Origin of the sequence: Streptomyces sp. NPDC008139, assembly GCF_042957025.1 — a bacterium.
Taxonomy (GTDB): domain Bacteria; phylum Actinomycetota; class Actinomycetes; order Streptomycetales; family Streptomycetaceae; genus Actinacidiphila.
The window spans coordinates 1-26,676 of the sequence record NZ_JBIBHM010000003.1 but is presented as its reverse complement, the minus strand read 5'-3'; the positions used below and the strand labels follow the sequence as shown (position 1 = coordinate 26,676).

21 protein-coding genes are annotated in these 26,676 nt (G+C 72.4%); 12 read left to right on the top strand and 9 right to left on the bottom strand.

The genetic code is table 11. The features are described 5' to 3' along the window. The first annotated feature begins 166 nt into the window (after positions 1-166). From ACFZBB_RS06740 to ACFZBB_RS06725, 4 genes are all read left to right on the top strand, one after another. Positions 167-2,842, top strand: a complete 2,676-nt coding sequence (locus ACFZBB_RS06740; protein ID WP_391118551.1) for a nitrate- and nitrite sensing domain-containing protein — start codon at positions 167-169, stop codon at positions 2,840-2,842. Beyond that, positions 2,839-3,261: a roadblock/LC7 domain-containing protein gene (locus tag ACFZBB_RS06735; protein ID WP_188286155.1), complete on the top strand. Its 423-nt coding sequence runs from the start codon at positions 2,839-2,841 to the stop codon at positions 3,259-3,261. Before ACFZBB_RS06740 ends, ACFZBB_RS06735 begins: the two co-directional genes overlap by 4 nt. Positions 3,262-3,293: 32 nt before the next feature. Continuing rightward, positions 3,294-3,689: a DUF742 domain-containing protein gene (locus tag ACFZBB_RS06730; protein ID WP_355344056.1), complete on the top strand. Its 396-nt coding sequence runs from the start codon at positions 3,294-3,296 to the stop codon at positions 3,687-3,689. A gap of 131 nt (positions 3,690-3,820) precedes the next feature. Continuing rightward, a complete protein-coding gene (locus ACFZBB_RS06725) occupies positions 3,821-4,432 on the top strand; it encodes an ATP/GTP-binding protein (RefSeq protein WP_188286157.1) in 612 nt (203 codons plus the stop codon). 100 nt (positions 4,433-4,532) lie between these two features. Here ACFZBB_RS06725 and glpK read toward each other — a convergent pair whose 3' ends face one another. From glpK to ACFZBB_RS06705, 4 genes are all read right to left on the bottom strand, one after another. Then, entirely contained in the window at positions 4,533-6,068 is a 1,536-nt protein-coding gene (gene glpK, locus ACFZBB_RS06720) for a glycerol kinase GlpK (RefSeq protein WP_391118548.1), read from the bottom strand. A 302-nt stretch (positions 6,069-6,370) separates the two neighbouring features. Further along, positions 6,371-7,558, bottom strand: coding sequence for a lipid-transfer protein (locus ACFZBB_RS06715; RefSeq protein WP_391118546.1), 1,188 nt, complete (start codon positions 7,556-7,558; stop codon positions 6,371-6,373). Then, a complete protein-coding gene (locus tag ACFZBB_RS06710) occupies positions 7,555-8,031 on the bottom strand; it encodes a zinc ribbon domain-containing protein (RefSeq protein ID WP_391118544.1) in 477 nt (158 codons plus the stop codon). Before ACFZBB_RS06710 ends, ACFZBB_RS06715 begins: the two co-directional genes overlap by 4 nt. Before the next feature lie 101 nt (positions 8,032-8,132). After that, the gene (locus ACFZBB_RS06705) at positions 8,133-8,498 is read right to left on the bottom strand and encodes an Mpo1-like protein (RefSeq protein ID WP_391050082.1); all 366 of its coding nucleotides are present in this window, start codon (positions 8,496-8,498) and stop codon (positions 8,133-8,135) included. A 122-nt stretch (positions 8,499-8,620) separates the two neighbouring features. On the opposite strand from ACFZBB_RS06705, the gene ACFZBB_RS06700 reads away from it, so the two are divergent. Genes ACFZBB_RS06700 through ACFZBB_RS06680 form a run of 5 tightly spaced genes read left to right on the top strand, consistent with a single transcriptional unit; the run spans position 8,621 to position 13,563 of the window. Beyond that, complete coding sequence (locus tag ACFZBB_RS06700; RefSeq protein WP_391118542.1) at positions 8,621-9,529, top strand: NUDIX domain-containing protein; 909 nt, start codon at positions 8,621-8,623, stop codon at positions 9,527-9,529. Beyond that, positions 9,526-10,644: a molecular chaperone DnaJ gene (locus ACFZBB_RS06695; protein WP_391118540.1), complete on the top strand. Its 1,119-nt coding sequence runs from the start codon at positions 9,526-9,528 to the stop codon at positions 10,642-10,644. Before ACFZBB_RS06700 ends, ACFZBB_RS06695 begins: the two co-directional genes overlap by 4 nt. 40 nt (positions 10,645-10,684) lie before the next feature. Beyond that, on the top strand, positions 10,685-11,695 hold the full coding sequence (locus ACFZBB_RS06690) for a hypothetical protein (protein WP_391118538.1): 1,011 nt from the start codon (positions 10,685-10,687) through the stop codon (positions 11,693-11,695). Continuing rightward, positions 11,695-13,029: an adenylosuccinate synthetase gene (locus ACFZBB_RS06685; protein ID WP_391118536.1), complete on the top strand. Its 1,335-nt coding sequence runs from the start codon at positions 11,695-11,697 to the stop codon at positions 13,027-13,029. The genes ACFZBB_RS06690 and ACFZBB_RS06685 overlap by 1 nt, the downstream gene beginning before the upstream one ends. Positions 13,030-13,038: 9 nt before the next feature. Next, on the top strand, positions 13,039-13,563 hold the full coding sequence (locus ACFZBB_RS06680) for an NUDIX domain-containing protein (RefSeq protein ID WP_391118534.1): 525 nt from the start codon (positions 13,039-13,041) through the stop codon (positions 13,561-13,563). Positions 13,564-13,613: 50 nt separating this feature from the next. On the opposite strand, the gene ACFZBB_RS06675 is transcribed toward ACFZBB_RS06680, so the two are convergent. Next, positions 13,614-15,974: a TIM-barrel domain-containing protein gene (locus ACFZBB_RS06675; protein ID WP_391118532.1), complete on the bottom strand. Its 2,361-nt coding sequence runs from the start codon at positions 15,972-15,974 to the stop codon at positions 13,614-13,616. Between the two features lie 431 nt (positions 15,975-16,405). Between ACFZBB_RS06675 and ACFZBB_RS06670 the strand changes: the two genes are divergently transcribed. Then, positions 16,406-18,424 (top strand): acetoacetate--CoA ligase, encoded by a 2,019-nt coding sequence (locus ACFZBB_RS06670; RefSeq protein ID WP_391118530.1) that lies wholly within the window; start codon positions 16,406-16,408, stop codon positions 18,422-18,424. Between the two features lie 40 nt (positions 18,425-18,464). Here ACFZBB_RS06670 and ACFZBB_RS06665 read toward each other — a convergent pair whose 3' ends face one another. Together ACFZBB_RS06665 and ACFZBB_RS06660 are read right to left on the bottom strand one after the other, a co-directional pair. Then, a complete protein-coding gene (locus ACFZBB_RS06665; protein ID WP_391118527.1) occupies positions 18,465-20,060 on the bottom strand; it encodes a cellulose binding domain-containing protein in 1,596 nt (531 codons plus the stop codon). 118 nt (positions 20,061-20,178) lie between these two features. Next, the gene (locus ACFZBB_RS06660) at positions 20,179-21,507 is read right to left on the bottom strand and encodes an aminotransferase class I/II-fold pyridoxal phosphate-dependent enzyme (protein ID WP_391118525.1); all 1,329 of its coding nucleotides are present in this window, start codon (positions 21,505-21,507) and stop codon (positions 20,179-20,181) included. Between the two features lie 136 nt (positions 21,508-21,643). On the opposite strand from ACFZBB_RS06660, the gene ACFZBB_RS06655 reads away from it, so the two are divergent. Both ACFZBB_RS06655 and ACFZBB_RS06650 read left to right on the top strand, forming a co-directional pair. Beyond that, positions 21,644-22,909 carry an MFS transporter gene (locus tag ACFZBB_RS06655; RefSeq protein ID WP_391118523.1) on the top strand — a complete coding sequence of 422 codons (1,266 nt, stop codon included), beginning with the start codon at positions 21,644-21,646 and terminating at the stop codon, positions 22,907-22,909. Between the two features lie 38 nt (positions 22,910-22,947). Further along, the gene (locus ACFZBB_RS06650) at positions 22,948-23,931 is read left to right on the top strand and encodes a hypothetical protein (RefSeq protein ID WP_391118521.1); all 984 of its coding nucleotides are present in this window, start codon (positions 22,948-22,950) and stop codon (positions 23,929-23,931) included. Between the two features lie 133 nt (positions 23,932-24,064). On the opposite strand, the gene ptsP is transcribed toward ACFZBB_RS06650, so the two are convergent. After that, positions 24,065-25,735 (bottom strand): phosphoenolpyruvate--protein phosphotransferase, encoded by a 1,671-nt coding sequence (gene ptsP, locus ACFZBB_RS06645; protein WP_391118519.1) that lies wholly within the window; start codon positions 25,733-25,735, stop codon positions 24,065-24,067. Positions 25,736-25,825: 90 nt separating this feature from the next. Beyond that, complete coding sequence (locus ACFZBB_RS06640) at positions 25,826-26,275, bottom strand: glucose PTS transporter subunit IIA (protein ID WP_391118516.1); 450 nt, start codon at positions 26,273-26,275, stop codon at positions 25,826-25,828. Positions 26,276-26,676 lie beyond the last annotated feature (401 nt).

The following is a 26,676-nucleotide window of genomic DNA, read 5'->3' as shown; positions in this document are numbered from 1 at the left end:
ACAAGGTGCCTGCCCCGAATCTTCACGATGCATTCCGGGGTACGTATCCGGCCAGACCTGCCCAACCCTGCGCACTGGCTTTCGAGTTACCGCATCGGCAGTAGTAGGCTCACGCCGTTTAAACGCGACAGACGATCCCCATACAGGGGAAGACGTTGGGGAGGCCATGCGCTTTCGCGGTACGACGATCCGCCGGAAGATCGTGGCGCTGCTGCTGATCCCACTGGTGTCCCTCACCCTCATCTGGGCCTTCGCCGCCACCATCACCGGGCGCGAGGTGTTCGGACGGCCGGACATCCAGCGAATAGTCGACAACGTCGGCTATCCCGCCGACGACGCGGTACGGAACCTTCAGCAGGAGCGCAGGGTCGCTCTGGTCTTTCTGGCCAACACCCGTGACTCCGAGGCGCGGATCGCCTACGACAAGCAGGAACACGCCACCGACGCGTCCATCGCCAAGATGCGGACGACCATCGACGCGTCCGGCGTCCGCGACGACCTCAACGCGCGGTCCCGCGACCGCCTCGACGACCTCCTCAACGCCGTCGAGGGCCTCACCTCGCTCCGCCAGCGGGTCGACAATCAGCGGATCACCCGCGACGACGCCTACCAGGCGTACAACTCGCTGGTCGATCCCACCTTCGACCTCTTCGAGGAGTACCTCCCGCTCAGCGACGTCACGCTGGACAGCCAGCGGCGCGCGGTGATCGGCCTCTACCGGGCGCAGGAGGAGGTCAGCCGCGAGGACGCGCTGATGGCCGCCGCGATCAGCACCGGCCACACCAGCAAGGACGAACTGCGCTCCTTCACCTTCGCGGTCGCCGAGCAGCGCAACTACTACGCGGTCGACCTCAAGACCCTCACCGACGACGCCCGCGCGCCCTTCGACACGTACTGGCAGAGCGCCAGCGGCAAGGCGCTGCGCGCCGCCGAGGACGCGATCATCGTCGCGGGCGTGGAGGAGGCGCCGGTCGTGGCCGCCCAGAAGGCGTGGCCCGCGACCGCCGCCACCGTGATGACCGACCTCGGCAAGCTCGACGGCGAGGCCATCGCGAAGTTCAGCAAGCAGGCCAGGCCGCTGTCCACCACGCTGGTCGTCGAAGCCGCCGTCATCGGTGTCCTCGGTCTGGTCGCGGTGATCGCCTCGCTGATCGTGTCGGTACGGATCGGCCGCAGCCTGATCCGCGACCTGTCCGGGCTGCGCCGCGAGGCCCAGGAGGTCTCCGGCACCCGGCTGCCCCGCGTCATGCGGCGGCTGGCCGCGGGCGAACAGGTCGACGTCGAGACCGAGGTGCCGCGCCTCCAGTACTCCGACGACGAGATCGGACAGGTCGGCAAGGCGCTCAACACCCTCCAGCGGGCCGCCGTCGAGGCCGCCGTCCGCCAGGCCGACATGCGCAAGGGCGTCTCCGAGGTCTTCGTCAACCTCGCCCGCCGCAGCCAGGTCCTGCTGCACCGCCAGCTCACCTTGCTGGACGCGATGGAGCGCCGCACCGAGAACGCCGAGGAACTGGCCGACCTCTTCCGCCTCGACCACATGACCACCCGCATGCGGCGGCACGCCGAGGGCCTGGTCATCCTCTCCGGTGTCGCCCCCTCCCGGCAGTGGCGCAAGCCCGTCCAGCTCATGGACGTGGTCCGCGCCGCCGTCGCCGAGGTCGAGGACTACGAGCGGATCGAGGTACGGCGTCTGCCCCGGCTGGCCGTCACCGGCTCCGCGGTCGGCGACGTCACCCACCTGCTCGCCGAACTCATCGAGAACGCCGCCGTGTTCTCGCCGCCGCACACCGCGGTACGGCTGCACGGCGAGCCGGTCGCCAACGGCTTCGTGCTGGAGATCGACGACCGCGGCCTCGGCCTGACGCCCGACGCGCTGCTGGAGTCCAACCTCCGGCTGGCCGAGACCCCGGAATTCGAACTGTCGGACACCGACCGGCTCGGCCTGTTCGTGGTCAGCCGGCTCGCGCAGCGCCAGGGCGTCAGGGTCTCGCTGCGGCAGTCCCCGTACGGCGGCACCACCGCCGTCGTCCTCATCCCGGCGAATCTGCTCACCGAGACCGGCGACGACACCGGCGCGACCAAGATCGGTGACCTCACGGAGTCCCGCCCGGCGCGGGTGCCCTCCGACACCGAGCACACCTTCCGGCAGTGGGGCCTGGACGGCATCGGCGGCGAGACGCAGAAGGAGCACGAGGCGCACCCGGCGGACGAACCGGTCGGCGCGCCGGTCGGCGAGGCGGGCGACCCGGAACTCGACGGGCCGCTGCCGTTGCCGCGACGCCGCCGTACCGCGCCCGTACTGGTCTCCGACCGCGGCCGACCGGTCGGCGGACCCTCCGCGCAGACCTCGCAGGCCGACCGGGGAGCGCTGGAACAGGCCGCGGAGCGGGCCGTGGCGCAGGCTCAGGCCCGCGGCGAGTTGTACCCACAGGGCCAGCCGCAGGCGCAGACCCCGGCGCAGGCACCGACTCCGGCCGAGCCCCAGCCGCTGCCCGCGCGCCGGTCCCCGTCTCGGCCCACGCCCGAACCCCCGTCCGGGTCCCAGCCTTTGACGGCCGCGAAGAAGACGACCGCGTCCGGCGCGAGCGGCAGCGGACTGCCCCGCCGGGTCAGGCAGGCCAATCTGGCACCGCAGTTGAGGGTGGAGACCACCGCCCACGACAGCGGCGGCGCGACCGGCGAGGGCGCCGGCCGCGAGCGGTCGGCGGACGAGGTCCGCGACCGGATGGCGGCACTCCAGCGCGGCTGGCAGCGCGGCCGGGAAGTGACCGAGAACGACGGCACGCAAGACGACCCATCGGCATCCGCACCGAGAACGACACCTGAGGGGAACGGTCGATGACCGCACCATCGAGCCCGACACGCGAGCTGAGCTGGCTCCTTGACGATCTGGTCTCGCGCGTGGCCAGCATCCGCAAGGCCCTGGTCCTCTCCGGCGACGGCCTGGCCATCGGCGCGTCGGACGGACTGACCCGCGAGGACTCCGAGCACCTCGCCGCCGTCGCATCCGGCTTCCACAGCCTCGCCAAGGGCGTAGGACGGCACTTCGAGGCCGGACGCGTCCGGCAGACCATGGTCGAACTGGACGACGCCTTCCTCTTCGTGACGGCGGCGGGCGACGGAAGCTGCCTGGCCGTACTCAGCGCGGCCGAGTCCGACGTCGGCCAGGTCGCGTACGAGATGGCGCTACTGGTCAAGCGGGTCGGTGCCCACCTGGGCACCGCGGCTCGGAACGACGGCGGCGCGGCACTCAGCGGCTGACCGGATGATCTGACAACGGGGTGACGGGTGTCATGACTTCTGATTCGGACCGGTGGTACGACGACGCGGCAGGACCGGTGGTGCGGCCCTATGCGATGACAAGGGGCCGCACCAGCAACGCCGCTGAGACGAAGATCGACCTGATCGCCTTGGTGATCACGGAGACCGAGGCCGGGGACGACGGAGGCGCGCAGGACGACCACACGCTGTCACCCGAGCACCTCGACATCGTCGAACGCTGTCAGGTCCAGGCCGTCTCCGTCGCGGAGCTGGCCGCCGACCTCGACCTGCCGGTCGGGGTGGTCCGCGTCCTGGTCGGGGACCTGCTGGAGGCGTCGCACGTACAACTCCACCAGCCGGTCCCACCGGCCGAGTTGGTGGACGAGAACATCCTGCGCGAGGTCATCAACGGGCTGCGCGCGCTGTAGTGGATCGTGATCCACTGCGGCGTGCCGGTCATGTTCGAACAGGGCTAGGCTCTCCGCAGACGTACGACCAAGCGCAACCGACGGACAGATCGACGTACAACTGACAACGCCGGCAGGGAAGTAGACACAACATGGCTTTCGCGCGATCGGATCGCCGCCGCAAGCCGTCCGCCGACGAGCCGGTGGCGCTCAAGCTGCTGGTGGCGGGCGGCTTCGGCGTGGGCAAGACCACGCTGGTGGGCGCGGTCAGCGAGATCAGGCCGCTGCGCACCGAGGAGTCGCTCAGCGAGGCGGGCCGCCCGGTGGACGACACCGAGGGCGTGGAGGGCAAGCGCACCACCACCGTCGCCATGGACTTCGGGCGGATCACGCTCAGGGACAACCTGGTGCTGTATCTGTTCGGTACGCCAGGACAGGACCGGTTCTGGTTCCTGTGGGACGAGTTGGCGCAGGGCGCGCTCGGCGCGGTCGTGCTCGCCGACACCCGCCGCCTGGAGGACTGCTTCGCGGCAGTCGACTACTTCGAGCGGCGCGGCATCCCCTTCACGGTCGCCGTCAACTGCTTCGACGGCGCCGAGTTGCACGCGCCGGACATCGTGCGCGACGCCCTCGACCTGGACGCCTCGGTGCCGGTGGTGATGTGCGACGCGCGCGAGCGGGACTCGGCGAAGAACGTCCTGATCACCGTGGTGGAACACGCGGCGCAGATGGCGACGGGGCGCAAGGAGCCCGCAGCCACCTGAGCCCGGCGGCTGCCTGGGGTCGGACGCTTCCTCGGACCGGCCGCCACCTGAGCCCGGTATTTCCGAGAGGCGGTCACCGGCCGCAGTTCGGAGCCGATCGCTACCTGGCGGGGCCCTCCTCGCCGTCCTCCTCCAGCCAGCCGAAGCTCCGCTCGACGGCCATCTTCCAACGCCGGTAACCGAGTTCACGTCGCGACTGCGCCATGCGCGGCTTCCACTCGGTGTCGCGCTCCCACTGCGCCCTGAGCGTGTCGAGGCCGTCCCACACGCCGGTCGCCAGACCCGCCGCGTAGGCCGCGCCGAGGCTGGTGGTCTCGGCGACGACCGGCCGGACCACCGGCACGCCCAGCACGTCGGCCTGATGCTGCATCAGCAGGCTGTTGACGGTCATGCCGCCGTCCACGCGCAGTTCGGCGATGCGTACGCCGGAGTCCTCCTGCATCGCGTCGACCACCTCGCGGGTCTGCCAGCTCGTGGCCTCCAGCACGGCCCGCGCCAGGTGCGCCTTGGTGACGAATCCGGTGAGCCCGGTGATCACACCGCGCGCGTCGGACCGCCAATAGGGCGCGAACAGCCCGGAGAAGGCCGGCACGACGTAGGCGCCGCCGTTGTCGGGCACGCTCGCGGCCAGCGGCTCGATCTCGTCCACGCCGCGGATGAGGCCGAGTTGGTCGCGCAGCCAGTGCACGAGGGCCCCGGTGATGGCGATCGAGCCCTCCAGGCAGTACGCGGGCCGGTCGCCGCCGAGCCGGTAGCCGACGGTGGTGAGCAGACCGCTCTTGGACGGCACCGGCCGTGCCCCGGTGCTCATCAGCAGGAAGCTGCCCGCGCCGTAGGTGTTCTTGGCCTCGCCGGTCTCGAAGCAGGTCTGTCCGAAGAGCGCGGCCTGCTGGTCGCCGAGCGCGGCGGCCACCGGCACGCCCGCGAGCCGTCCTACGGCGGTGCCGTACACCTCGGCGGAGGACCGTATCTCCGGCAGGACGGCCTCGGGGATGTCCATGGCGGCCAGGATCGCCGGGTCCCAGTCCAGCGTGTCGAGGTCCATCAGCAGGGTGCGCGAGGCGTTGGTGACGTCGGTGACGTGGAGGCCGCCGTGGACGCCGCCGGTCAGATTCCACACCAGCCAGGAGTCGACGGTGCCGAAGGCGATCTCGCCGTTCTCCGCGCGCCGCCGCAGTCCTGGCACATGGTCGAGCAGCCAGGCCACCTTGGGCCCGGAGAAGTACGGCGCCAGCGGCAGACCGGTGGCGTCGCGGAACCTGTCCTGGCCGTTGGGGCCGCCGAGTTCGGCGCACAGCGCCGAGGTGCGGGTGTCCTGCCAGACCAGCGCGTTGTGCACCGGGCGTCCGGTCGAGCGGTCCCAGAGCACCGTCGTCTCGCGCTGGTTGGCGATCCCGAGGGCGCTGAGCTGGTCGGGGCGCAGTCCGGCCCTTGCGAGCGCGCCCGCCGCCACGGCCTGCGTCTTCGCCCAGATCTCGGTCGCGTCGTGCTCCACCCAGCCGGGCCTGGGGAGGATCTGCCGGTGGTCGCGCTGGTCGGCGGCGACGATCCGGCCGCCGCTGTCGAAGACGATGCATCGGGTGGATGTGGTGCCCTGGTCGATGGCGGCTACGTAGCTCACGGGCTGGTCGCTCATGTCGGTCTCCCTTGCCCGGTCCGCGCGGGACCGTGTCGGGAACGGGCGGCAGCGCGGACCGCCGGTGGCCGGCGCCCCTCCCGCCGACCGGCTCCGCGCCCCCGGAAGTGTTCTCCAGCGGTGACGGAGCGTCAAGAAGCCTGACCGATCAGGTCACTTCACGGCGGAGCCGCGACCGATCCCGACCGTTTGACCCGACACACATCGGTACGGTCCGGCCCGGTGCGCGTTCGCCCGGCCCGTCCGACCCGGTACGCGTCCGCCCAACCCGTACGATCCGCTCCGCGTCCCCCCGTGCCCGGTCACTTCACCACGACCACCGCGGAGCCGTGCCCGAACAGCCCCTGGTTCGCGGTGATTCCGAGCCGCGCGCCCGCGACCTGCCGCCCGTCCGCCCGGCCGCGTATCTGCCGCACCAGCTCGCAGACCTGCGCGATGGCCTGGGCGGGTACGGCCTCGCCGAAGGACGCCAGGCCGCCGCTGGTGTTGACCGGAATGGCGCCGCCCAGCGCGGTCGCCCCCGACCGCAGCAGCTTGGCGCCCTCACCCGCCGGGCACAGGCCCAGGTCCTCGTACCACTGGAGTTCCAGGGCGGTCGACAGGTCGTAGATCTCCGCCAGGTCGAGGTCTCCCGGCGCGATCCCGGCTTCCTCGTACGCCGCAGCCGCGATCGAGGCGCGCGGCTCCCGTTCGGGCGGGGACACGGCGACGGCGGAGTCACTCGCGATGTCCGGCAAGTCCGGTACGGTGCGCGGGTATTGGGGGGTCACGGTGGAGACCGCGCGGATCCGTACCGGGGTGCAGGTGTGCCGCCGGGCGAAGTCCATGCTCGACAGCACGAGCGCGGCGCCGCCGTCCGAGGTGGCGCAGATGTCCAGCAGCCGCAGCGGATCGGCGACGACCGCGGACCCCGCGACCTCTTCGGCGCTGACCGGCTCGCGGTAGCGGGCCAGCGGATTGGCCGCGCCCGCACGGGAGTTCTTGACCTTGACCTGCGCGAAGTCGTCGAGCGTGTCACCGTGCACGGCCATCCTGCGGCGCGCGTACAGGCCGAAGTAGCCGGGGTTGGTGGCGCCGAGGACCCGGAAGCGCAGCCAGTCGGGGTCGTCGGGCCGCTCGCCCCCCGCGGGGGCGAAGAAGCCCTTGGGCGCGGAGTCGGCGCCCACCACGAGCGCCACGTCGGTGAGGCCCGCCAGGATCTGCGCGCGGGCGGTCGCGATGGCCTGCGCCCCGGAGGCGCACGCGGCGTAGACGCTGGTGACGCGGGCGCCCTGCCAGCCGAGCGCCCGCGCGAAGGTCGCGCCCGCCACGTATCCGGGATAGCCGCCGCGTACGGTGTCGGCGCCCACCACCGACCGCACCTCGCGCCAGTCGAGGCCCGCGTCCGCGAGGGCCGCGCGGGCGGCGGCGACCCCGTATTCGGTGAACGGCCGCCCCCACTTGCCCCAGGGGTGCATGCCGGCGCCGAGCACCGCGATGTCGGCGGTCATCGGGCACCGCCCACGGGCCGCCAGTTCCAGGTGCCGCGCCCGGTGTCGGCGCCGCCCGTACCGTCGGCTCCCGGCTCCCCGAGCACCCCGGGCACCAGCTCGACCGGCATCCCGACCGCGAGATCGGCCGGGGTCACTCCGGGCGCCGCCTGGCCCAGCACGACCATCCGCTCGTCCGCCAGCTCGACGGCGACCAGGGTGTACGGCTGCCACGCGCGCTCGGGGTCCGAGGGATACGGCGGCGGCGTCCGGTAGCGGGCGTCGGTGTACGACCAGACGTGCCCGGTCCTGGACAGCGGGAAATCGTCCAAGTCGGTACCCGCGCACGCGGGGTTGCGGCAGAAGGAGTCCTCACGGGGGAAGAACACGCTTCCGCAGTCGCGGCACCGGGTGCCGAGCAGCCGGAAGTCGGCTCCCGTCCCCTCGGTGAACCAGCCCTCGACCACCGGCGGTGTGCGCCTGTGCTGCTCCACGCGGCCTCCCCGACTCGCCGTCTGACGGATCGTCAGAAGTGTGCCACGGGCAGCCCGTCGGCGGAACAGCGCTGGCCTGAATGGACCGGTGCGAGGCGGTGTCAGGCGTCGTCGCCCGTGCCGCCCTGCTCCGCCAGCCACTTGTCCGCCGTCTCGGCCAGTTCGGCGTCCCGTCCGGCGAGCATGGTGGTGATCATCTTGACGTCGCCGCGCAGCGACCACGCCGGGTGCCCGAAGGTCGCCGGATTGTTCTTCTCGATCAGGAAGTGGGCGGGCCACGCCGTTCCGTACCCGATCAGCGGCAGCGCCGCCGCGTACCGCTTGCGGCCCCGCGCCAGGCCGTACCCGGTGACCGCGAGGCCGGTGAGCGTGCCCGCCAGGTGCACCCAGCGGGTGGCGGCCTTCGAATGCATCGCCACGTAGTACGGCCAGAACTCCTCGAAAGTGCTGAACGTCTGCTTCGTCATTGCCGCAGAGTAGCGCCGCCGCTGGACGGTGTCAGGGGTCGGTGCTATGGTCTTCTCGTATTGAGAATGACTCACCCTGAGAACAACATGCGGGGTGGGTTCGGCGCGAGACGGGGGCGATCATGACGGACGCGGTGAACACGCCGGAGACGGCGGGGGAGTCGGCGGCGCGACGGGAGCGGGACTTCCTCGACTCCTACGATCCGCGCGCCTTCGACCCGATCGCCGTGACCGTCGACATCGTCGCGCTGACCCTGCGCGCCGACCGGCTGCACGTACTGGCCGTCGAGCGGGGCGGACCGCCGTTCGCGGGGGAGCGGGCGCTGCCGGGCGGATTCGTCCGCGCGGGACGCGAGTCCCTGGACGAGGCGGCGGCACGGGAGTTGGCCGAGGAGACCGGCCTGGACGCCACGGCGCTCGGCCGGGTCCACCTCGAACAGCTCGGCTCCTACGGCGTCCCCGACCGCGACCCGCGCATGCACGTGGTCTCGATCGCGTACCTCGCCTTCGCGCCGGGACTGCCCGATGCCACGCCGGGAAGCGACGCCGCGGGCGCCGCCTGGATCCCCGTCGAAGCAATCCTCCCGAAAGGGCAACCGGACACGGCGCCGCCGCGTCCCTTCGAGCAGGGTCGGCGGACCGGAATCTACGGGGGTGGTACCGGCCGCCGGCCCGCTTCTCACGGGAGCGCTCCCCGGCTCGCCTTCGACCACGACCGCATCCTCGCGGACGGTCTGGAACGCGCCCGCGGAAAAATCGAGTACACCCCGTTGGCCACGGCTTTCCTCGGCGAGACCTTCACCATCAGCGAATTGCGCGCGGTCTACGAGACGGTGTGGGGCGCGCCGCTGCACGCGGGAAACTTCCACCGCAAAGTGCTCTCCGTGCCGGGCTTCGTGGAGTCCACCGGCGAGACCGACAGCCGCCCCGGCAGCAAGGGCGGTCCGCGCGCCCGTCTCTACCGGGCAGGCGATGCCCGGTTGCTGCACCCGGCGCTGCTCCGCCCCGACCGGGAGGACGACGTCCGATGACCGCCACCACGAATCCGCTCGGTGACCCGGCCGGTGACCGGACCAACGGCCCGACGCGTGGCGCGAGTCGCGAACCCCTCGGCGACCCCGGCAATGACCCGGCGGGCGCACCGATACGCACCTTCGAGGACGCCCTCTCCGCCCTCGACGCCGATTTCCCGGTCGACGCCCACGACGCGGTCCGCCACTACCGGCGGCTCGCCCGGCTGTTGCACCCCGACGCCGCACCGCCCGGCCGCACCGCGGAGGCCGCCGCGGCCTTCGCCCGGCTGTCCGCCCGCCACCACCACACCGACGAAAGGGTCACCGCTCCCACCGTCACCACCGCGGACCGCCGCTACGTCCTCGGCCCGGTCCTGGCCACCGGCGACCTCGCCGTCCTGCGGACCGCCCACTACGACGAGGACGGCGACCGGCGCGAGGCCGTACTGAAGATCCCGCAACGGCCCCGTGACAACGACCTGTTGGAGCACGAGGCCGACGTGCTGCGCCGCCTCGACACCGTCGGCGAACGGCGGCACCGCGCGTACGCCCCGCAACTGATCGAGAGCTTCCGGCACCGCGACACCGACGGCGTCGAGCGGCACGTCAACGCGCTCGTACCGCTCACCGGCTTCCACACGCTCGCCGAGGTCGCCGCCGCCCACCCGGACGGCCTCGACCCGCGCGACGCGGCCTGGATGTGGCGCCGCCTGCTGACCGCGCTCGGCTGGGCCCACCGCGCCCGGCTGGTGCACGGCGCCGTCTTCCCCGAACACGTCCTCATCCACCCCGAGTTGCACGGCCTGGTCCTGGTCGACTGGTGCTACGCGACCGCCTTCGACACCCATGTGCCGGTCCTCGTCGACCGGCACAGGGACGCCTATCCGCCCGAGGTCCCGGAGCGCCGACCGGCCTCCCCGGCCACCGACATCCACCTCGCCGCGCTCTGCGTGCGGCAGCTCATGGGCGACCGTGCACCGGCGCCGATGCGCGCCTTCCTGCGCGCGTGCGTCCTGCCCTCGCAGAACGCCCGCCCGCAGGACGCGTGGCAGCTCCTCGGCGAGCTGGACGACCTGCTGGAACGGCTCTACGGGCCGCGCACCTTCCGCCCGTTCGTCATGCCGCACATCTGACAACCGCGACACCACCACCACGACACAAGGGGGAACCACCATGGGCAGCGGAAGCTGGTCCACCAATGTCTACGACGCCGCCGCGCGCTACCGCGCCGCGTCCGGCTCCGGCGCCTTCGCGTACAGCGACCACGTCACCGGCTCGTCCCCGCGCAGCAGTTGGAAGGCCCACCCGTCACTCGACCCCAAGAACATCACCCTGCGGGAGAGCCGCGACTCCGCGGAACACCCCACCTCGCTCGCCATCGCCGTGCTCTTCGACGTCACCGGCTCGATGCGCACCGTCCCGCAGGTGCTCCAGACCAAGCTCCCCGAACTGTTCGGCCTGCTGCTGCGCAAGGGCTACACCGAGCACCCGCAGGTGATGTTCGGCGCGGTCGGCGACGCCACCTGCGACCGGGTGCCCCTCCAGATCGGGCAGTTCGAGTCCGACAACCGGATGGACGACGACCTCGGCAACATCCTCCTGGAGGGCGGGGGTGGCGGCCAGATGAGCGAGTCGTACGAACTCGCGCTCTACACCATGGCCCGGCACACCGCGCTGGACTGCCACGAGAAGCGCGGGCGGCGCGGCTACCTGTTCCTCATCGGCGACGAGATGCCGTACGGCAAGGTCAAGGCGCGCGAGGTGTGGGACGTCCTCGGCGAGCGCATCCCGCAGGACATCCCGATCACCGACATCGTCGCTGAACTCAAGCGCACCTACCACGTCCACTACATCCTCCCGGCGGGCTCGTCCTACGTCGGCAACACCGAAGTGCTGGGCATCTGGCGGAAGTTGCTCGGCCAGAACGTCATCGAGCTGGACGACCTCGACGCGGTCTGCGAGACCATCGCGCTGACCGTCGGCCTCGGCGAGGAGGCGATCGACCTCGCCGCGGGCCTGGCCGACCTGGCCGACGTCGGCTCGGCGGCGGGCGACAGCGTCAGCAAGGCGCTCGCCGGACTCGACCGCGGCAGGGACGGCGCGGCCCGCGGCAGCGCCCTCGCCGTCTCCGACGCGCCCCTCACCGACGGCGACACGGGTCCCGCCACCACCACGAGGCTGTAGTGCACACCATCGTCGTCGACCTCGGATTCGGGGACGCGGGCAAGGGCGCCACCGTGGACCGGCTCTGCCAGGACGGTACGGTCCAGGCGGTCGTCCGGTTCAACGGCGGCGCCCAGGCCGCGCACAACGTCGTCACCGCCGACGGCCGCCACCACACCTTCGCGCAGTTCGGCTCCGGCACGCTGCGCGGGGTCCGCACCCACCTGTCGCGGTTCATGACCGTCGACCCGCTCGCGCTGGCCGCCGAGGCCGACCACCTGCGCACGGTCGGCGTCCCCGACCCGTACGCCCTGCTGTCCGTCGACCGCGCGGCGCCGATCGCCACCCCGTACCACGCCGCCGCCAACCGGCTGCGGGAGCAGGCGCGCGGCGCCGACCGGCACGGCTCCTGCGGGATGGGCGTGGGCGAGGCCGCCGCGTACGCGCTCGCCCACCCCGGCGACGCGCCGACCGTCGGCGACTGCGCGTCGCGCCCCCGGCTGCTGCGTCAACTTCGCCTGCTGCGCGACCGGTTGGCGGACGAGCTGGGCCCGCTGCCCGCGCCGCCGGTCGAGGACTGCGCGGAAGTCCTCGCCGCCTTCGCCCGTACGGTCACCCTCACCGACGGCGCCGCGCTGCACGACCTCCTGCGGCGGGGCCCGGTGGTCTTCGAGGGCGCCCAGGGCGTCCTCCTGGACGAGTGGCACGGCTTCCACCCGTACACCACCTGGTCCACCACCACCTTCGCCAACGCCCAGACGCTGCTGGCCGAGGCGGGTACACCAGGCGAGGCACGGCGGCTCGGCGTCGTGCGCACTTACACCACCCGGCACGGACCGGGCCCGCTCGTTACCGAGGACCCGGAGCTGACACCGCTGCTGCCCGAGCCGCACAACGGCCACGGCCGCTGGCAAGGCGCCTTCCGTACCGGCCACTTCGACGCCGTCGCGCACGCGTACGCCGTGGAGGTCTGCGGGGGAGTGGACGCCCTCGCCGTCACCCACCTCGACGCGCCCGCCCGCGCCCGCGGCCTGCGCATCTGCCGCGCCTACGGCATCGACGGCACCCTCGTCGAACGCATCGCGCCGGGTCCACCCGGCGACCTGGCCCGCCAGGCCGCCCTCACCGCGCGCCTCCAGCGCGCCCGCCCGGCCCTGTGGGACACACCCGGACGCGACCCGCGCCGCTGGTCGGACGCGATCGGCGCGGCCCTGGGCGCCCCCGTCCTGCTGGAGTCCTCGTCCCCGACCCGCCAGGTCCTGCGCAAGCCGCCCCTCGGCCCCGAAGCTGGCCCGACCCGTAGGCCCGCCTCGGAACCCGCCCGTCACCCCACCCGCACGACCGCTCTCCGATAAGGTCCCGCCGTGGCCGAGGACTCTCACTGCTCGTCATGCGGCGCGCCCTTCGGCGCCGACCCCGGATGGCCGCGCACCTGCGGAAACTGCGGGGCCGTCAGCTACCGCAACCCGCTGCCCGTCGCCGTCGCCCTGCTCCCGGTACGGCACACCGACGGCACGGGGCTCGTCGTGATCCGCCGGACGATCGAGCCGCGCCTGGGTCAACTCGCCCTGCCCGGCGGTTTCATCGACTTCGGCGAGAGCTGGGAGCAGGCCGTCGTCCGGGAGCTGTCGGAGGAGACCGGCATCCGCGCCTCGGCGGCGGACGTCACCCTCGCCGACGCGCTCACCGACGAGGACGGCGGATATCTGCTGCTGTTCGGCCTGCTGCCGGAGCGCGGCGCGGCCGAACTGCCGCCGTCCGCACCGACCGACGAGACCGACGGGCACCAGATCCTGCCGCGCCCGGCCGAGTTGGGCTTCCCCCTGCACACCCTGGCAGCCCGCCGCTGGTTCGACGGCGCTTACGACACGGTGCCGCGCACCCGGTAACCGACCCGCTTCTACGACACGGCGCCGCGCACCCGGTAACCGGTCGGCCCCTACGACGCCGTGCCGCGCATCCGTACCCGGTAGCCGACCGGTTCCCCGGCGTCCGCGCCGTCCCGCTCCACCACGACCTCGCCGTCCGCCCACCGAGAGGTGAACCGTTCCATCCGCGCGGTGCCCCAGCCCTCCGGGTCACCGCTGAAGACGACACCGCCCCCGGTACGGCCGAGTCGCGGCGCCCACACCTCCAGTTCGACCTCGCCGTCCGTCCCGGCCACCGGCACGATCGCACCCGCCCGCGCCAGTACCGGAATCCGGCCCAGCGGCGCGTCGAGCAGCACCTGACCGGGCCCGCGGTGCGCCGTACCGGTCGCGGTGTCGTACCACAGGCCGCGCGGCAGCCGTATCGCCCGCGTCAGCGAACCCGGTTCGAGCACCGGAGCCACCAACAGCGCGTCGCCCAGCAGGAAAGCGTCACCGCATTCGCGCAACGCCCGGTCACCCGGCGCGTTCCACCACAGCGGGCGGACGTACGGGGCGCCGGTGCGGTGCGCGATGTGCGCCAGCGACTCCAGATACGGCAGCAGCCGCACCCGCTCGGTCAGCGCGGCCCGCGCGTGCTCCAGCACCTCGGGGCCGAACTCCCACGGCTCGCGCCGCCCCGCGTCGATCGCCGAATGGGTGCGGAAGAACGGCAGATACGCGGCCAGTTGGAACCAGCGCAGATACAGCTCGGGCGACGGTGAACCGGTGAAGCCGCCCACATCGGGGCCCGAGTACGGCACCCCGCACAGGCCGAGCCCGAGGACCAGCGCCAGGGACGCGCGCAGCCCCGACCAGCCGGTCGCCACATCGCCCGACCAGGTGCCGCCGTACCGCTGCATGCCCGCCCAGCCGGAGCGCGAGAAGAGGAACGGCCGCTGTTCGGGGCGCAGTTCGCGCAGCCCCTCGTAGCCCGCGCGGGCCATCGTCAGGCCGTACACATTGTGCGCCTCGCGGTGGTCGCCGCCGCGGCCCTCCAAAGAGTGCCGCGCCGAGCGCGGCAGGGTGTTCTCGCCGAAGGACACGAAGGACACCGGCTCGTTCATGTCGTGCCAGACCCCGGAGAAGCCCTGGTCGAGGCGCTCGGCGTACAACCGGCCCCACCACGCCCGCACCTGGGGGTCGGTGAAGTCGGGGAAGGCCGCGTCGCCCGGCCAGACCACGCCGTTGACCTCCCGGCCCCGCGCGTCCCGCACGAACGCGCCTTCCTCGGTGCCGCTGTCGTAGACCGCCACACCGGGCTCCGCCTTCACCGCCGGGTCCACGATCGACACCATCCGGATCCCGGACTCGGCCAACTCCGCGGCCAGACCGGGCAGATCGGGAAACCGGCCCTTGTCGACGGTGAAGACCTGGTGGCCGTCGAAGTGGTCGATGTCCAGATGCAGCACCGACAGGGGCAGTTCGCGCTCACGGTAGCCCGCCACGACCCGCCGCACCTCCCGCTCGCTGCCGAAGCCCCAGCGCGAGTGGTGGTGTCCCAGCGCCCAACTCGGCGGCAGCGCGGGCCTGCCGGTCAGCGCCGTCCAGCCGTTCAGTACCCGCGACGGCGTACCGGTGATCACCCAGTAGCGCAGCGGCCCGCCGTCCATCCGCAGCTCGCAGCCGCCCGGCCGGTCGTGGCCCGAGCCCGCGCCCTCCTCGCCGTCCCGCAGCGTCACCCTGCCGTCCCACGTGTTGTCGTGGAAGACCAGATGGCAGCCCGCGTCGGCGACCACGAGCTGCACCGGCATGGTGATGTACAGCGGGTCGTCGCCCGGCTCGAAGGAGCCATCCGGGTCGGTGTTCCACAGCCGGTAGCCGCCCGCGGGCAGCCGCGGCCCGACGGCCCGGCCGCCGAGCCCGTACACCCGCGCGTCGGCCGGGGTCTCCGAACGCTGCACCCAGCGCGCGCCCACCCCCGGCTCACCGCCGGTCGGCTCCCACCAGCGCGGCGGCAGCTCCCTGCGCAGCAGCACGCCGCCAGGCGTGCGGATCTCCACCGCGCCGTGCCGCGACACCAGGACGGTGACGCGCTCGGACACCACCCGCCAGCCGTCCTTGTCCGGTTCGAGAATCGCCCGCAGATCCGCCTCGGGCCGGCCGCCGGCCAGCGCGTACGACGGGTCGGGATCCGCGCCGTCCCAACCGCAGAAGACAGCGCCGCCGATCGCCACCCGTACCCGCAGCACCGAGCGCGCGAACCGCACCCGGCCGCCGCCGGGCAGCGGCTCCACCTCCTGCGCGGCGCCCGGCACCCGGGCGCGCTCGGCGCCGCGCCGCGGCAGATCCCGCGCGTCCGTGCGCTGCCGCCGCCAGGCCGAGCGTGTGGCACGCCAGCCCTCGGCGGAACCCGCCGTCCGCACCGACCGCAGCAGGTCCCGAGCGTCCATGCCCCCACCCTTCCATCGAAACCGCCGGTCGCGCCGCTCGTTCAGCCACCGTTCACCTGGAGGAGGCGGTGTGTGACCCGCGCCGGTCGCCGACGCCGCCGACCCGGACCGCACCCCGCGCGCCCGTGCCCTCCGGCGGCGGGGCCGGGCCCGCGCGGGCCCGGTGAGTGATCTTCCCAGGGATCTTGGCGGGAACCTCGGCGGAAGCCGGAAACAGGGCTTCCGTCGCCACCTCGCTGTCCGGGCCACCCCCTCGGAACCCCTCGTCAGAGCCCTTGCCGACCCCCGCCGCGCGACCCGTGGGCCACCCCGCCCTGGCGCCGAAGACGATCACATGGCATCGTCCTGCCCAGGCCCGGGGCGGGACATTCCGCCCGCAGGGGACCAGCCGCAGATACGCGACGACGCGTACCGTCCGGGGAGCCGCCCATATGACCACCACGCCCGAGCCCGCCGACAGCCCGGCGCCCCTGTGGACGCCGGGACCCGAGCGGATCGCCCGCGCGCAGGTGACCCGGTTCCAGGACTGGACGGCCGAGCGGTACGGCGCCCCGGCCGCCGTCCCCGGTGACCCAGCCGCGAGCTACCACGCGCTGCACGCCTGGTCGGTCCGCGACCCCGACGCCTTCTGGCGCGCGATCACGGAGTGGTACGACGTCCGCTTCAGCACCCCGTACGAGACGGTGCTCGCCGACGCCTCGATGCCCGGCGCCCGCTGGTTCCCCGGCGGGACCCTCAACTACGCGGAGCACGCGCTGCGCCCGGCCCTCGACCCGGCCCGCGCGGACACCCCCGCCCTGCTGCACCTGGACGAGAGCCACGAGACCGGCACGGTGAGCTGGGCCGAACTCAGCCGCCAGGTCTCCTCGCTCGCCGCGGCCCTGCGCCGCCTCGGCGTCACCCCCGGCGACCGCGTCAGCGGCTACCTGCCCAACATCCCGCAGGCCGTCGTCGCGCTGCTCGCCACCGCGGCCGTCGGCGGCGTATGGACCTCCTGCGCCCCGGACTTCGGCGCCCGCGGCGTCCTCGACCGCTTCCAACAGGTCGAGCCCGTCGTGCTGTTCACCGTGGACGGCTACCGCTACGGCGGCAAGCGGCACGAACGGACCGACGTCGTCACCGAACTGCGGGCAGGGCTGCCCTCGTTGCGCGCCACCGTGCACATCCCGCTGCTCGGCACGGCCGCACCCGAAGGCGCCCTGGACTGGGCGGACCTGACCGCCGACGACACCGCGCCCGGGTACGAGGCCGTGCCCTTCGACCACCCGCTGTGGGTGCTCTACTCCTCCGGCACCACGGGACTGCCCAAGGCCATCGTGCAGTCCCAGGGCGGCATCCTGCTCGAACATCTCAAGCAGACCGGCCTCCACCTGGACCTCGGCCCGGACGACCGCTTCTTCTGGTACACCTCCACCGGCTGGATGATGTGGAATTTCCTGGTCTCGGGACTCCTGGCCGGTTCCACCGTCGTGCTCTACGACGGCAGCCCCGGCTACCCCGACGTCGCCGCCCAGTGGCGGGTGGCGGAACAGACCGGCACCACCGTCTTCGGCACCTCCGCCGCGTATGTGATCGCCTGCCGCAAGGCGGACATCCACCCCGGCCGTGACGTCGACCTGTCGGCCGTCAAGTGCGTGGCCACCACCGGCTCGCCGCTGCCGCCCGACGGATTCCGCTGGCTGCACGACGAGGTCAAGGAAGACCTGTGGATCGCGTCGGTCAGCGGCGGCACCGATGTGTGCAGTTGCTTCGCGGGCGGTGTCCCCACCCTCCCCGTGCACATCGGTGAGCTCCAAGCGCCGTGCCTGGGCACCGACTTGCAGGCGTGGGACGCGCAGGGCCGCCCGGTCGTCGACGAGGTCGGCGAGCTGGTCGTCACCAACCCCATGCCGTCCATGCCCATCAGGTTCTGGAACGACCCGGACGGCGCCCGCTACCGCGAGAGTTACTTCGAGATGTTCCCCGGCGTGTGGCGGCACGGCGACTGGATCACCCTCACCTCGCGCGGCACCGTCGTCATCCACGGTCGCTCCGACTCCACCCTCAACCGCCAGGGCGTCCGCATGGGTTCCTCCGACATCTACGAGGTCGTCGAACGCCTGCCGGAGATCCGCGAGTCGCTGGTCATCGGGATCGAACAGCCCGACGGCGGCTACTGGATGCCGCTGTTCGTGCAGCTCGCCGACGGCGCGGAACTGAACGACGCGCTGCGCGACCGGATCCGCACCGCGATCCGCGCCCAGCTCTCGCCGCGCCACGTACCCGACGAGGTCATCGCCGTCCCCGGCGTCCCCCACACCCTCACCGGCAAGCGCATCGAGGTCCCCGTCAAACGGCTCCTCCAGGGCACCGCGCTCGACAAGGCCGTCAACCCGGGCTCGGTGGACGACCTCGGGGTGCTGCGCTTCTACGAGCGGCTCGCCGCCGAACGCGCGAAGGGCCGCTCGTAGAAGGTCACTTCAGGCGCCGACGGTCACGTCAGCGCCGCCGTCATCCGGTGTACGCCGCGAAGATCTTCGAGAACTCGTACGGCGTCTGCGAGATGTTGGTGCACTTGTAGGTGGCGCCGGTGCACGCGTTGGCGTCCCGGCCCTCCTCCCAGAACGAGAGCATGCCCAGGTGCTTGCTCTGCGCGAAGGCGACGAGCTGACGGGCGTCGGCCTGGTCGTAGACGTGTCCGTCGTCGTTCTGGCCGAGCATCGGCGTCACGCCGACCATCGCCCAGAGCTGCGCGTCGGACTTGGTCGGATAGAGGGACTTGAGCTGTCCGAACAGGCTGTTGGCGGCCTGGACCGCCGCGTCGCCGTAGTCGACGCTCTGGTAGTAGTCCATGGCCATCACATTGACCATGTCCAGGTTGACGCCGGCGTTCTTCGCGGAGGTGACCACGTTCAGCCCGTTCGCGTCGAGACCGTTGGGCAGCACGGGCAGGGTCAGCGAGATCCGCAGACTCGGGTGGGACTGCTGGAGCAGCGCCAACGCCTGTGAGCGCAGGGCGATCGACGCGGGTTCCGCGACCGCCGAGCCCTCGATGTCGAAGTCGACGTAGGACAGGTTGTACGCGTCGACCACGGCGCCGTACTCGGTGGCCAGCGCACTGGCCGAACCGCACGCCTGGGCCAGCTCGATGCCGCTCGCGCCGCCGAAGGAGACCTTCACGTCCCCGCCGGCCGCCCTGATGGCGTCGATCTGGTCCTTCGCCCACGCCTGGCGCGGGTCATAGGCGTTGAACCACGACGCCTTGCAGCCCGCCGAGGTGACGAAGGCGAGCGTGAAGCTCTTGACGCCGCTGGCCTGGGACATCGCCGTGAGACTCGGCGTCGGCCAGGCGCCCATGTCCACGTACGGCGCGGTGCGGATCACGCCGGGGCTCGGATTCCCGCCGCCACCGGTCGCGCTCGTGGTGCCGCTGACGGCCGCGCTGTACGCCGAGTAGTTGCCCGCCCCGTCCTTGGCGCGGACCTGGAAGGAGTACGCGGTGGACGCCGCGAGACCCGTCGCGGTGTACGAGGTGCCGGTCACGGCGACCGGCGTGCCGCCGTTGCGTGAGACCTCGTAACCGGCCACGGAACCGGAGTTGTCGGTCGAGGCGTTCCACTTCACCGTCAGCGAGGAGCTGGTCGGCGTGCCCACGGTGACGCCGCCGGGCACGGTCGGAGGCGTGGTGTCGGAACCGCCGCCACTGCCGCCCGCGTCGCAAGAAGCCCCGTTGAGCTTGCAGTTGGCCGGGGTGGCGGTTCCCGAACCCACCCAGCCGAAGACGGCCGAGGCGCCCGGCGCGAGCGTCCCGTTGTAGTCGCGGTTGGTGAACGTGTAGTGCGTGCCGCCGGACGTGGCGGACTGGGTCAGCAGCGCGTCCCAGTAGCTGCCGACGCTGCTGCCGGAGGCCAGGTCGAACTCGACCTTCCACGAACTGATCGCGGAACCGCTGCCGTTGGTGATTGTGTACTGCGCCTGGTAGCCGCTGCCCCAGTCCGAGGTCTTGGCGAAGGCCGCGCCGACGCCGCCGGCCGCCGAGGCGGGAGGAACGAGGAACAGGACGAGCGTGCCGAAGAGCGCGAGGAGGAGTGTGAGGGATCTTCGCATGCCGGACTCCCATTTGGTCTGTACCAATGCCGCCCAGGATCTGGATACTTGACCGGCGCCGCCCCCGTCAATAGCGCCGCTGGCACCTCACTGACCACCCCTGTCACGGTGCGGTGCCTCAACCCCCGTACGTGCTCGCGGAGTCGCCGAGTACGCGACCGAAGTCGGCGGCCAGCACGGCCGCTTCCGGCACCCGCAGGTCCGCGACGGTGATCCGCACTCCCGGACCCGTACCGATCCGGAACCGCGACCCGCCCGCCACCCACCAGCCCTGCGACCGCAGCCCGTTGACGACCGCGGCCTCGTCACGCACCGGTACCCACACATTCAGGCCGCTCACCCCGGCCCCGGTGATCCCGTGCTCCGCGAGCGCCGCGATCAGCGCTTCGCGGCGCTCGGTGTACGCCGTCCCCGCCGCGGCGACCAGTTCCGCCGTCGCCGGATCGGTCATCAGCCTGGCCACCGTCTCCTGAAGCACATGGCTGACCCAGCCCGACGTCAGCAGCATCCGGCCGTCGTGCCGGGCGAGCGTGACCGGGTCGCAGGCCATCGCCGTCCACCGCAGATCGGTGCCCAGATGCTTGGAGACCGTACGGATCTGCGCCCATCGCCCCGGACCCCCCGCCCCCGCCGTGGTCAGCGAGTGCAGCGGACCGCCCGCCGTATCCGCGCTGTGGTCGTCCTCGACGACCAGCACCTCGGGCGACCCGGCCAGCACCGCGAGCAACTCCTCCCGGCGCGCCTCCGACACCCGCGAGCCGTACGGATTCTGCGCGCGCGGACACAGCACCACCGCCCGCGCACCGGCCCGCAGCGCCGACCGCAGGGCGTCGGCCCGCATCCCCTCGTCGTCCACCGCCACCGCGAGCGTACGCAGCCCCAACGCCGGTACGAGATCGAGCAGATGGTGGAAACCGGGGTCCTCGACGGCCACCGAGTCGCCGGGCCGCAACTCCACCGACAGCAGCCGCGCGACGCAGTCCAGCGCGCCGTGCGCGAAGGTCACCTGCCCGTCGGGCACCCCGTCCCGGCGGAACCACGCCCGCGCCAACTCCTCCAACTGCGGCAGCCGGGGCGAGGCGCGGTGCGAACGCGCGCCGGGCGACAGCCGTCCCGGCGGCACCAGATCCGGCAGGAAGGCCGGGTCCGGATGGCCGCCCGCCAGATCCCGCAGCCCCTCGGGCACCCGGGGCGGACGCCGCGAGGTCACCGAGGGAGCCGACGCGACCACCGTCCCGCCACGCCCGCGCGTCACCACGATCCCGCGCCGCCGCAGCTCCTTGTACGCCGTCGCCACCGTCCCCGGACTCACGCCGAGCCCGTCCGCCAGCGTCCGCACCGGCGGCAGCGCGTCCTCCGGCCGCAACCGCCCTTCGGTCACCGCCCGTTCGGCCGACGCGGCAATCTCCCTGGCCGTCGCACCGCTGATCGCATATTGTGTTGCCACATACATGAGTATGTACCAATACAAAGCCGTACGGCAAGCGAGTACGTGGCGGACGAGCGGCGAACGAACCCGGTGACGAGGGGGAGCGGACACGATGCGGATACCGCCGATACCAGGAGGCCCGGACGGGCGGCGGATGCTCTGGATCAACCTCATCGACAAGACCGGCTCAGGACTCTGGGTCGCCGTCACCGCCCTCTACTTCGTCCTCATCGGCGGACTCAGCACCGGCCAGGCCGGACTGCTGCTCGGCCTCGGCGGCGCCGCCGGCATCGCGGGCGCGCCCGTCGCGGGCCGCCTCGCCGACCGCGTGCCGCTCACCCGCGTGCTGTTCGCCGTCCAACTCCTGCGCGGCGCCTCCAGCCTGCTGCTCCTGCTCGCCCACGGCTTCTGGCAACTGCTGCCCCTGGTCGCCCTCGGCAGCTTCGGCGAACGCTCCGCCTCCGTCCTCACCAAACTCTTCGCCGCCCGCGTCGCGGGACCCGACCGCGCCCGCTACCAGGCCGTACAGCGCACCGTCGTCAACGTCGGCTACACCATCGGCGGCCTCGGCGCCTCCGCCGCCCTGGCCATCGGCACCAGCGAGGTCTACCGCGGCCTGCTCCTCGGCGACGCCCTGTCCTTCGTCCTCGTCGCCGCCCTGGTCGCCCGCTGCGCCGAACCCCCCTCGGCCAGCAGAACCGTCGCCGCCCACACCGCACCGACCGCCACCACGGCCACAACTCCCCTCCCGCCCCGCGAAGTCGGCGCCCGGTCGAACCCCTGGCGGGACCGCGGTTACCTCCTCTACGCCGCCCTCGACTCGGCGATGTTCCTGTACGGCTGCGCGCTCAGCGTCGGCATGCCGCTGTGGATCATCACCCGCACCGACGCCCCGCACGGCCTCGCTGCCGCCATCTTCGTCGTCAACACCGTCATCGTGGTCGCCTTCCAGGTCCGGCTCTCCCGGCACGGCAGGACCCCACGCGTCGCCGCCGACTCCCTGCGCCGGGTCGCCGTATGGTTCCTGCTCTCCGGAGCCGCCACGGCCGTCGCCGTCGTCCACACGCGATGGGCCGCGACCGCCGCGATCCTCGCCGCCGCCATCGCCTTCACCGTCGTCGAGATGATCCAGTCCGCCATCTCCTGGGAACTGTCCGTCGCCCTCGCACCCGACGACGCACAGGGCAGCTACGTCGGCGTGCACGGCCTCGCCCAGTCCACCTCACGCTGCGTCGGCCCGCTGCTCATGACCTCCGTCGTCATCGCCACGGGACCGACCGGCTGGATCGCGCTCGGCGCCGTACTCGCCGCCGCCGCGCTCCTGCAACGCCGCCTGGTCCTGCGCCGCCTCGACCGACCGCACCCGACCGCCGCCGAACCGCCGTTGTCAGTGCCCCCGGTTACGGTGAGTGAGCACTAGGGGTCATCGGGACCCCGGTGCCACACCGAGGGGGAAGCATGTCCAGCACCAAGAACCGCACCACCCACCGCAAGAACCGCCACGCCCGCACCGACCAGGCACAGCGCCCGCCCCGGCACCGCGCGGCCCACCGCAGGGCGCTGCGCCGCGAAGCCCCCACCGTCGTCGCCCTGCTCCTGGACGACGAGGACTTCGCGGCCCTGACCGACCACCGCAGCTTCGCCTTCGACAACTACGCACAGTATCTGCACGCCGTCGACGCCTTCCTCCGCCACCTGCACGCCCAGGGCCACCACATCGCCGTCACACTCTTCGACCCCGACGCCTACGCCGACTACTGCACCACCACCCGCCGGCCCCCGGACAGCGCCACCACCCGCACCCACTACACCGCGGAAGCGACCGCCGCGGGCCCCTCCGTCACCTACACCCGCCAGTCCCTCACCCTGCTGCGCGCCCAACTCGCCCACGAAGCCGACCGCCGCGCCACCTGGGAGAGCGCCACCGACGCCCTCACCCGAGCCGGCACCTGCCCCGACTGCGGACAGGACCTCGCCCACTGCGCCTTCGACCGCGCCTCCGACACCCTGCTGCGCCTCATCGAGACCGTCGGCCCCGGCACCCACCACGTCGTGTGCAGCCTCCCCGCCGACGACGGCCCACTGCTCGCCGCCGTCCACGTACACGCCGACACCGACGACACGATCGAACTCGCAGAGAACGACGCCCTCGTGCTCTGCACCGTCATGGCCGCCAGCACCGCCACCGGCCGGACCGGAGGCGTCGTCCTGCGCACCACCCACGACGACGAACGGCCCGACACCGTACGCGGCTGGTCCCTGCGCGACGGCCACCTCCACCCGCTCACCGAAGCGGAGGTCTTCAACGCCTACTGCACCGACGCCGCCACCGGCGACCCCGTACCGCCCGAGCACGGCGTCGTCTACCACGCGGGACTCCCCCTCCCGCCACCTCCCGTCGACCACATCGGCCCGACGGGTCCGTTCGGACCCCTCACATGAGGGAGAGGACGAAGTACGGGACCGGCTAGCGCGGAACACCGGGCCGACGACGGAACGGCAGAGGGCGCCCCACCCCGCACGGGTGGAACGCCCTCCGCCAACCGGCCCGACCGCCGCCGTAGCCGTCGTCGGCTCACTCGCCGGACAGCACGCCCTGCGCCGCCCGCCGCGCCTCATCGGCGCTGTCGGTCGCCCGAGCCGCGGCAGCCGCACGCTCGCACTGCGCCAGCGTGTACTTCGCCAACGTCGCCCGCACATAAGGAATCGACGCCGCACCCATCGAAAGGCTGGTGACACCCAGACCCGTCAGCACACACGCGAGCAGCGGATCCGACGCCGCCTCACCGCACACACCACAGCTCTTGCCCTCGGCCCGAGCCGCGTCCGCGGACGCCGCCACCAGGTCGAGCAGCGCGGGCTGCCACGGGTCCTGATGCCGCGACACCGCACCGACCTGCCGGTCCGCCGCGAAGGTGTACTGCGCCAGGTCATTGGTGCCGAGCGACAGGAACTCGACCTCCTGGAGAATCGACCGCGCCCGCAGCGCCGCCGACGGAATCTCCACCATCGCGCCGAACTTCGCCCGCAGCCCCGCCGCACGGCACGCGTCCGCGAACGCCTTCGCGTCCTGACGGTCCGCCACCATCGGTGCCATGACCTCCAGATACACCGGAAGCCCCTCCGACGCCTTCGCCAGCGCGGCGAGCTGCGTCCGCAGCACCTCCGGGTGGTCGAGCAGCGACCGCAGCCCCCGCACACCCAGCGCCGGGTTGGGCTCGTCCGCGGGCGTCAGGAACTCCAGCGGCTTGTCAGCGCCCGCGTCCAGCACGCGCACCACCACCCGGCCCTCGGGGAAGGCCTCGAGCACCTGGCGGTACGCCTGAACCTGCTTGTCCTCCGTCGGCGCCTTCGAGGAGTCGTCCAGGAACAGGAACTCCGTGCGGAACAGGCCCACGCCCTCCGCCCCGGCCGCCACCGCCGCGGGCACATCGGCCGGCCCGCCGACATTCGCCAGCAACGGCACCTTGTGCCCATCCGACGTCGCACCAGGACCCGACGACGCCGACAGCGCCGCCTTCCGGGCCGCGGCCGCCTCGGACAGCGCGGTCCGCTTCTCCTCGTTCGGCTCGACGAACACCTCACCGGTGCTGCCGTCGACCGCGATCAGCGTCCCCTCGGCCAGCTCACCCGCACCCGGCAGCGCCACCACAGCCGGCACCCCGAGCGCCCGCGCCAGAATCGCGCTGTGACTGGTCGGGCCGCCCTCCTCGGTGACGAAACCGAGCACCAACGCAGGGTCGAGCAGCGCCGTGTCCGCGGGCGCCAGATCACGCGCGATCAGCACATACGGCTCGTCGCTGTCCGGCACACCCGGCATCGGCACACCCAGCAGCCGCGCCACGATCCGGTTCCGCACGTCGTCCAGATCCGCGACCCGACCGGCCAGATACTCACCAGCGCCCGCCAACAGCGCCCGGTAGGAGGCGAAAGCGTCGTACACCGCGCGCTCGGCCGTACTCCCCACCGCGATCCGGCGCTCGGCGTCGGCCAGCAGCTCCGGGTCCTGCGCCATCAGCGCCTGCGCCTCGAGCACCGCCTGCGCCTCGCCGCCCGCGAGATGACCACGCGCGGTCAGATCGGCGGCCACCGCCTCGACGGCCTGCCGCGCCCGACCCTGCTCACGCGGAGCGTCGTCCGCCGGGATCTGCTTGGCGGGCGGCTCCAGAACAGCGGTGCCCATGTGCCGTACCTCGCCGATCGCCACACCGTGGCTGACACCGACGCCTCGCAGCGTTGTCTCCATCTCACCCGTCTCCGGTCGATGCGGCGGGTCGATGACGCCGCCGCTTAGGTTGCGTGCCCCCGCTGGCCTGGCTTCTGGCGGAGCGCGGGACTACTTCCAGGTGAAGAGAGTGCCGCCCGCTTCGATCTCGCCGCTCTCCGCGACCTCGCCGAGCGCCTCCACCGTGGCCTCGAGTGCGACCACGGGGCACACCGGCGACTTCCCGGCCTCCTCCACGGCCGCCGGATTCCACCGGACGACCTCCTGGCCGCGGCTGACGGTGTCGCCCTTGGACACCAGCAACTCGAATCCCTCGCCATTGAGCTGAACGGTGTCGATGCCGAGGTGTGTCAGCACCCCGTGCCCTTCGTCGTCCACGACGACGAACGCGTGCGGGTGCAGAGAAACGATGACTCCGTCCACCGGGGACACCGCCACCGTCGACTCGCGCACGGGGTCGATGGCCGTACCCGGTCCCACCATGGCGCCGGAGAACACCGGGTCGGGCACTGCCGCGAGCCCGATGGCCCGTCCGGCCAGCGGAGAAGAAACGGTCGTCATGGGAAGCCTCCTATATGCGGAGCTCAAGACGCCGTCACTGCCTGTCACCGGACGGCGAGGCCGCGAGAGCAGCCTAAGTCATGTCAAGTATGGATTCCGCCCGAGCGGAAGCGACCACATGAAGACCCTTCCCGATCGGAAGTCTGTCATCCGGCCACCCTCAGCCACCGTGACTGTCACCGCGACCGGAACGGCCGCGGTCGATTTGCTCCGGGCGGGGGAGTCCAGTACGTTGGCACAACCGCCTCGACGAGACCCGCGGAAACGTGTGTGCTCGGAACGGGGTTGGTAATTCCGACCGAATAGCTTCTGCTAAAGTCGGAGACACGACGAAGGGAAAGCCCGGAGGGCCGGTGAAACGGTCTGAAGGAAGCTTCCGTTCCTTGAGAACTCAACAGCGT

Excerpts from the sequence above, each read along its gene's own strand:
- ACFZBB_RS06740 (WP_391118551.1), top strand. The coding sequence starts at position 167 with ATGCGCTTTCGCGGTACGACGATCCGCCGGAAGATCGTGGCGCTGCTG.
- ACFZBB_RS06735 (WP_188286155.1), top strand. The coding sequence starts at position 2,839 with ATGACCGCACCATCGAGCCCGACACGCGAGCTGAGCTGGCTCCTTGAC.
- ACFZBB_RS06730 (WP_355344056.1), top strand. The coding sequence starts at position 3,294 with ATGACTTCTGATTCGGACCGGTGGTACGACGACGCGGCAGGACCGGTG.
- ACFZBB_RS06725 (WP_188286157.1), top strand. The coding sequence starts at position 3,821 with ATGGCTTTCGCGCGATCGGATCGCCGCCGCAAGCCGTCCGCCGACGAG.
- glpK (WP_391118548.1), bottom strand. The coding sequence starts at position 6,068 with ATGAGCGACCAGCCCGTGAGCTACGTAGCCGCCATCGACCAGGGCACC.
- ACFZBB_RS06715 (WP_391118546.1), bottom strand. The coding sequence starts at position 7,558 with ATGACCGCCGACATCGCGGTGCTCGGCGCCGGCATGCACCCCTGGGGC.
- ACFZBB_RS06705 (WP_391050082.1), bottom strand. The coding sequence starts at position 8,498 with ATGACGAAGCAGACGTTCAGCACTTTCGAGGAGTTCTGGCCGTACTAC.
- ACFZBB_RS06700 (WP_391118542.1), top strand. The coding sequence starts at position 8,621 with ATGACGGACGCGGTGAACACGCCGGAGACGGCGGGGGAGTCGGCGGCG.
- ACFZBB_RS06695 (WP_391118540.1), top strand. The coding sequence starts at position 9,526 with ATGACCGCCACCACGAATCCGCTCGGTGACCCGGCCGGTGACCGGACC.
- ACFZBB_RS06690 (WP_391118538.1), top strand. The coding sequence starts at position 10,685 with ATGGGCAGCGGAAGCTGGTCCACCAATGTCTACGACGCCGCCGCGCGC.
- ACFZBB_RS06675 (WP_391118532.1), bottom strand. The coding sequence starts at position 15,974 with ATGGACGCTCGGGACCTGCTGCGGTCGGTGCGGACGGCGGGTTCCGCC.
- ACFZBB_RS06670 (WP_391118530.1), top strand. The coding sequence starts at position 16,406 with ATGACCACCACGCCCGAGCCCGCCGACAGCCCGGCGCCCCTGTGGACG.
- ACFZBB_RS06665 (WP_391118527.1), bottom strand. The coding sequence starts at position 20,060 with ATGCGAAGATCCCTCACACTCCTCCTCGCGCTCTTCGGCACGCTCGTC.
- ACFZBB_RS06655 (WP_391118523.1), top strand. The coding sequence starts at position 21,644 with ATGCTCTGGATCAACCTCATCGACAAGACCGGCTCAGGACTCTGGGTC.
- ACFZBB_RS06650 (WP_391118521.1), top strand. The coding sequence starts at position 22,948 with ATGTCCAGCACCAAGAACCGCACCACCCACCGCAAGAACCGCCACGCC.
- ptsP (WP_391118519.1), bottom strand. The coding sequence starts at position 25,735 with ATGGAGACAACGCTGCGAGGCGTCGGTGTCAGCCACGGTGTGGCGATC.
- ACFZBB_RS06640 (WP_391118516.1), bottom strand. The coding sequence starts at position 26,275 with ATGACGACCGTTTCTTCTCCGCTGGCCGGACGGGCCATCGGGCTCGCG.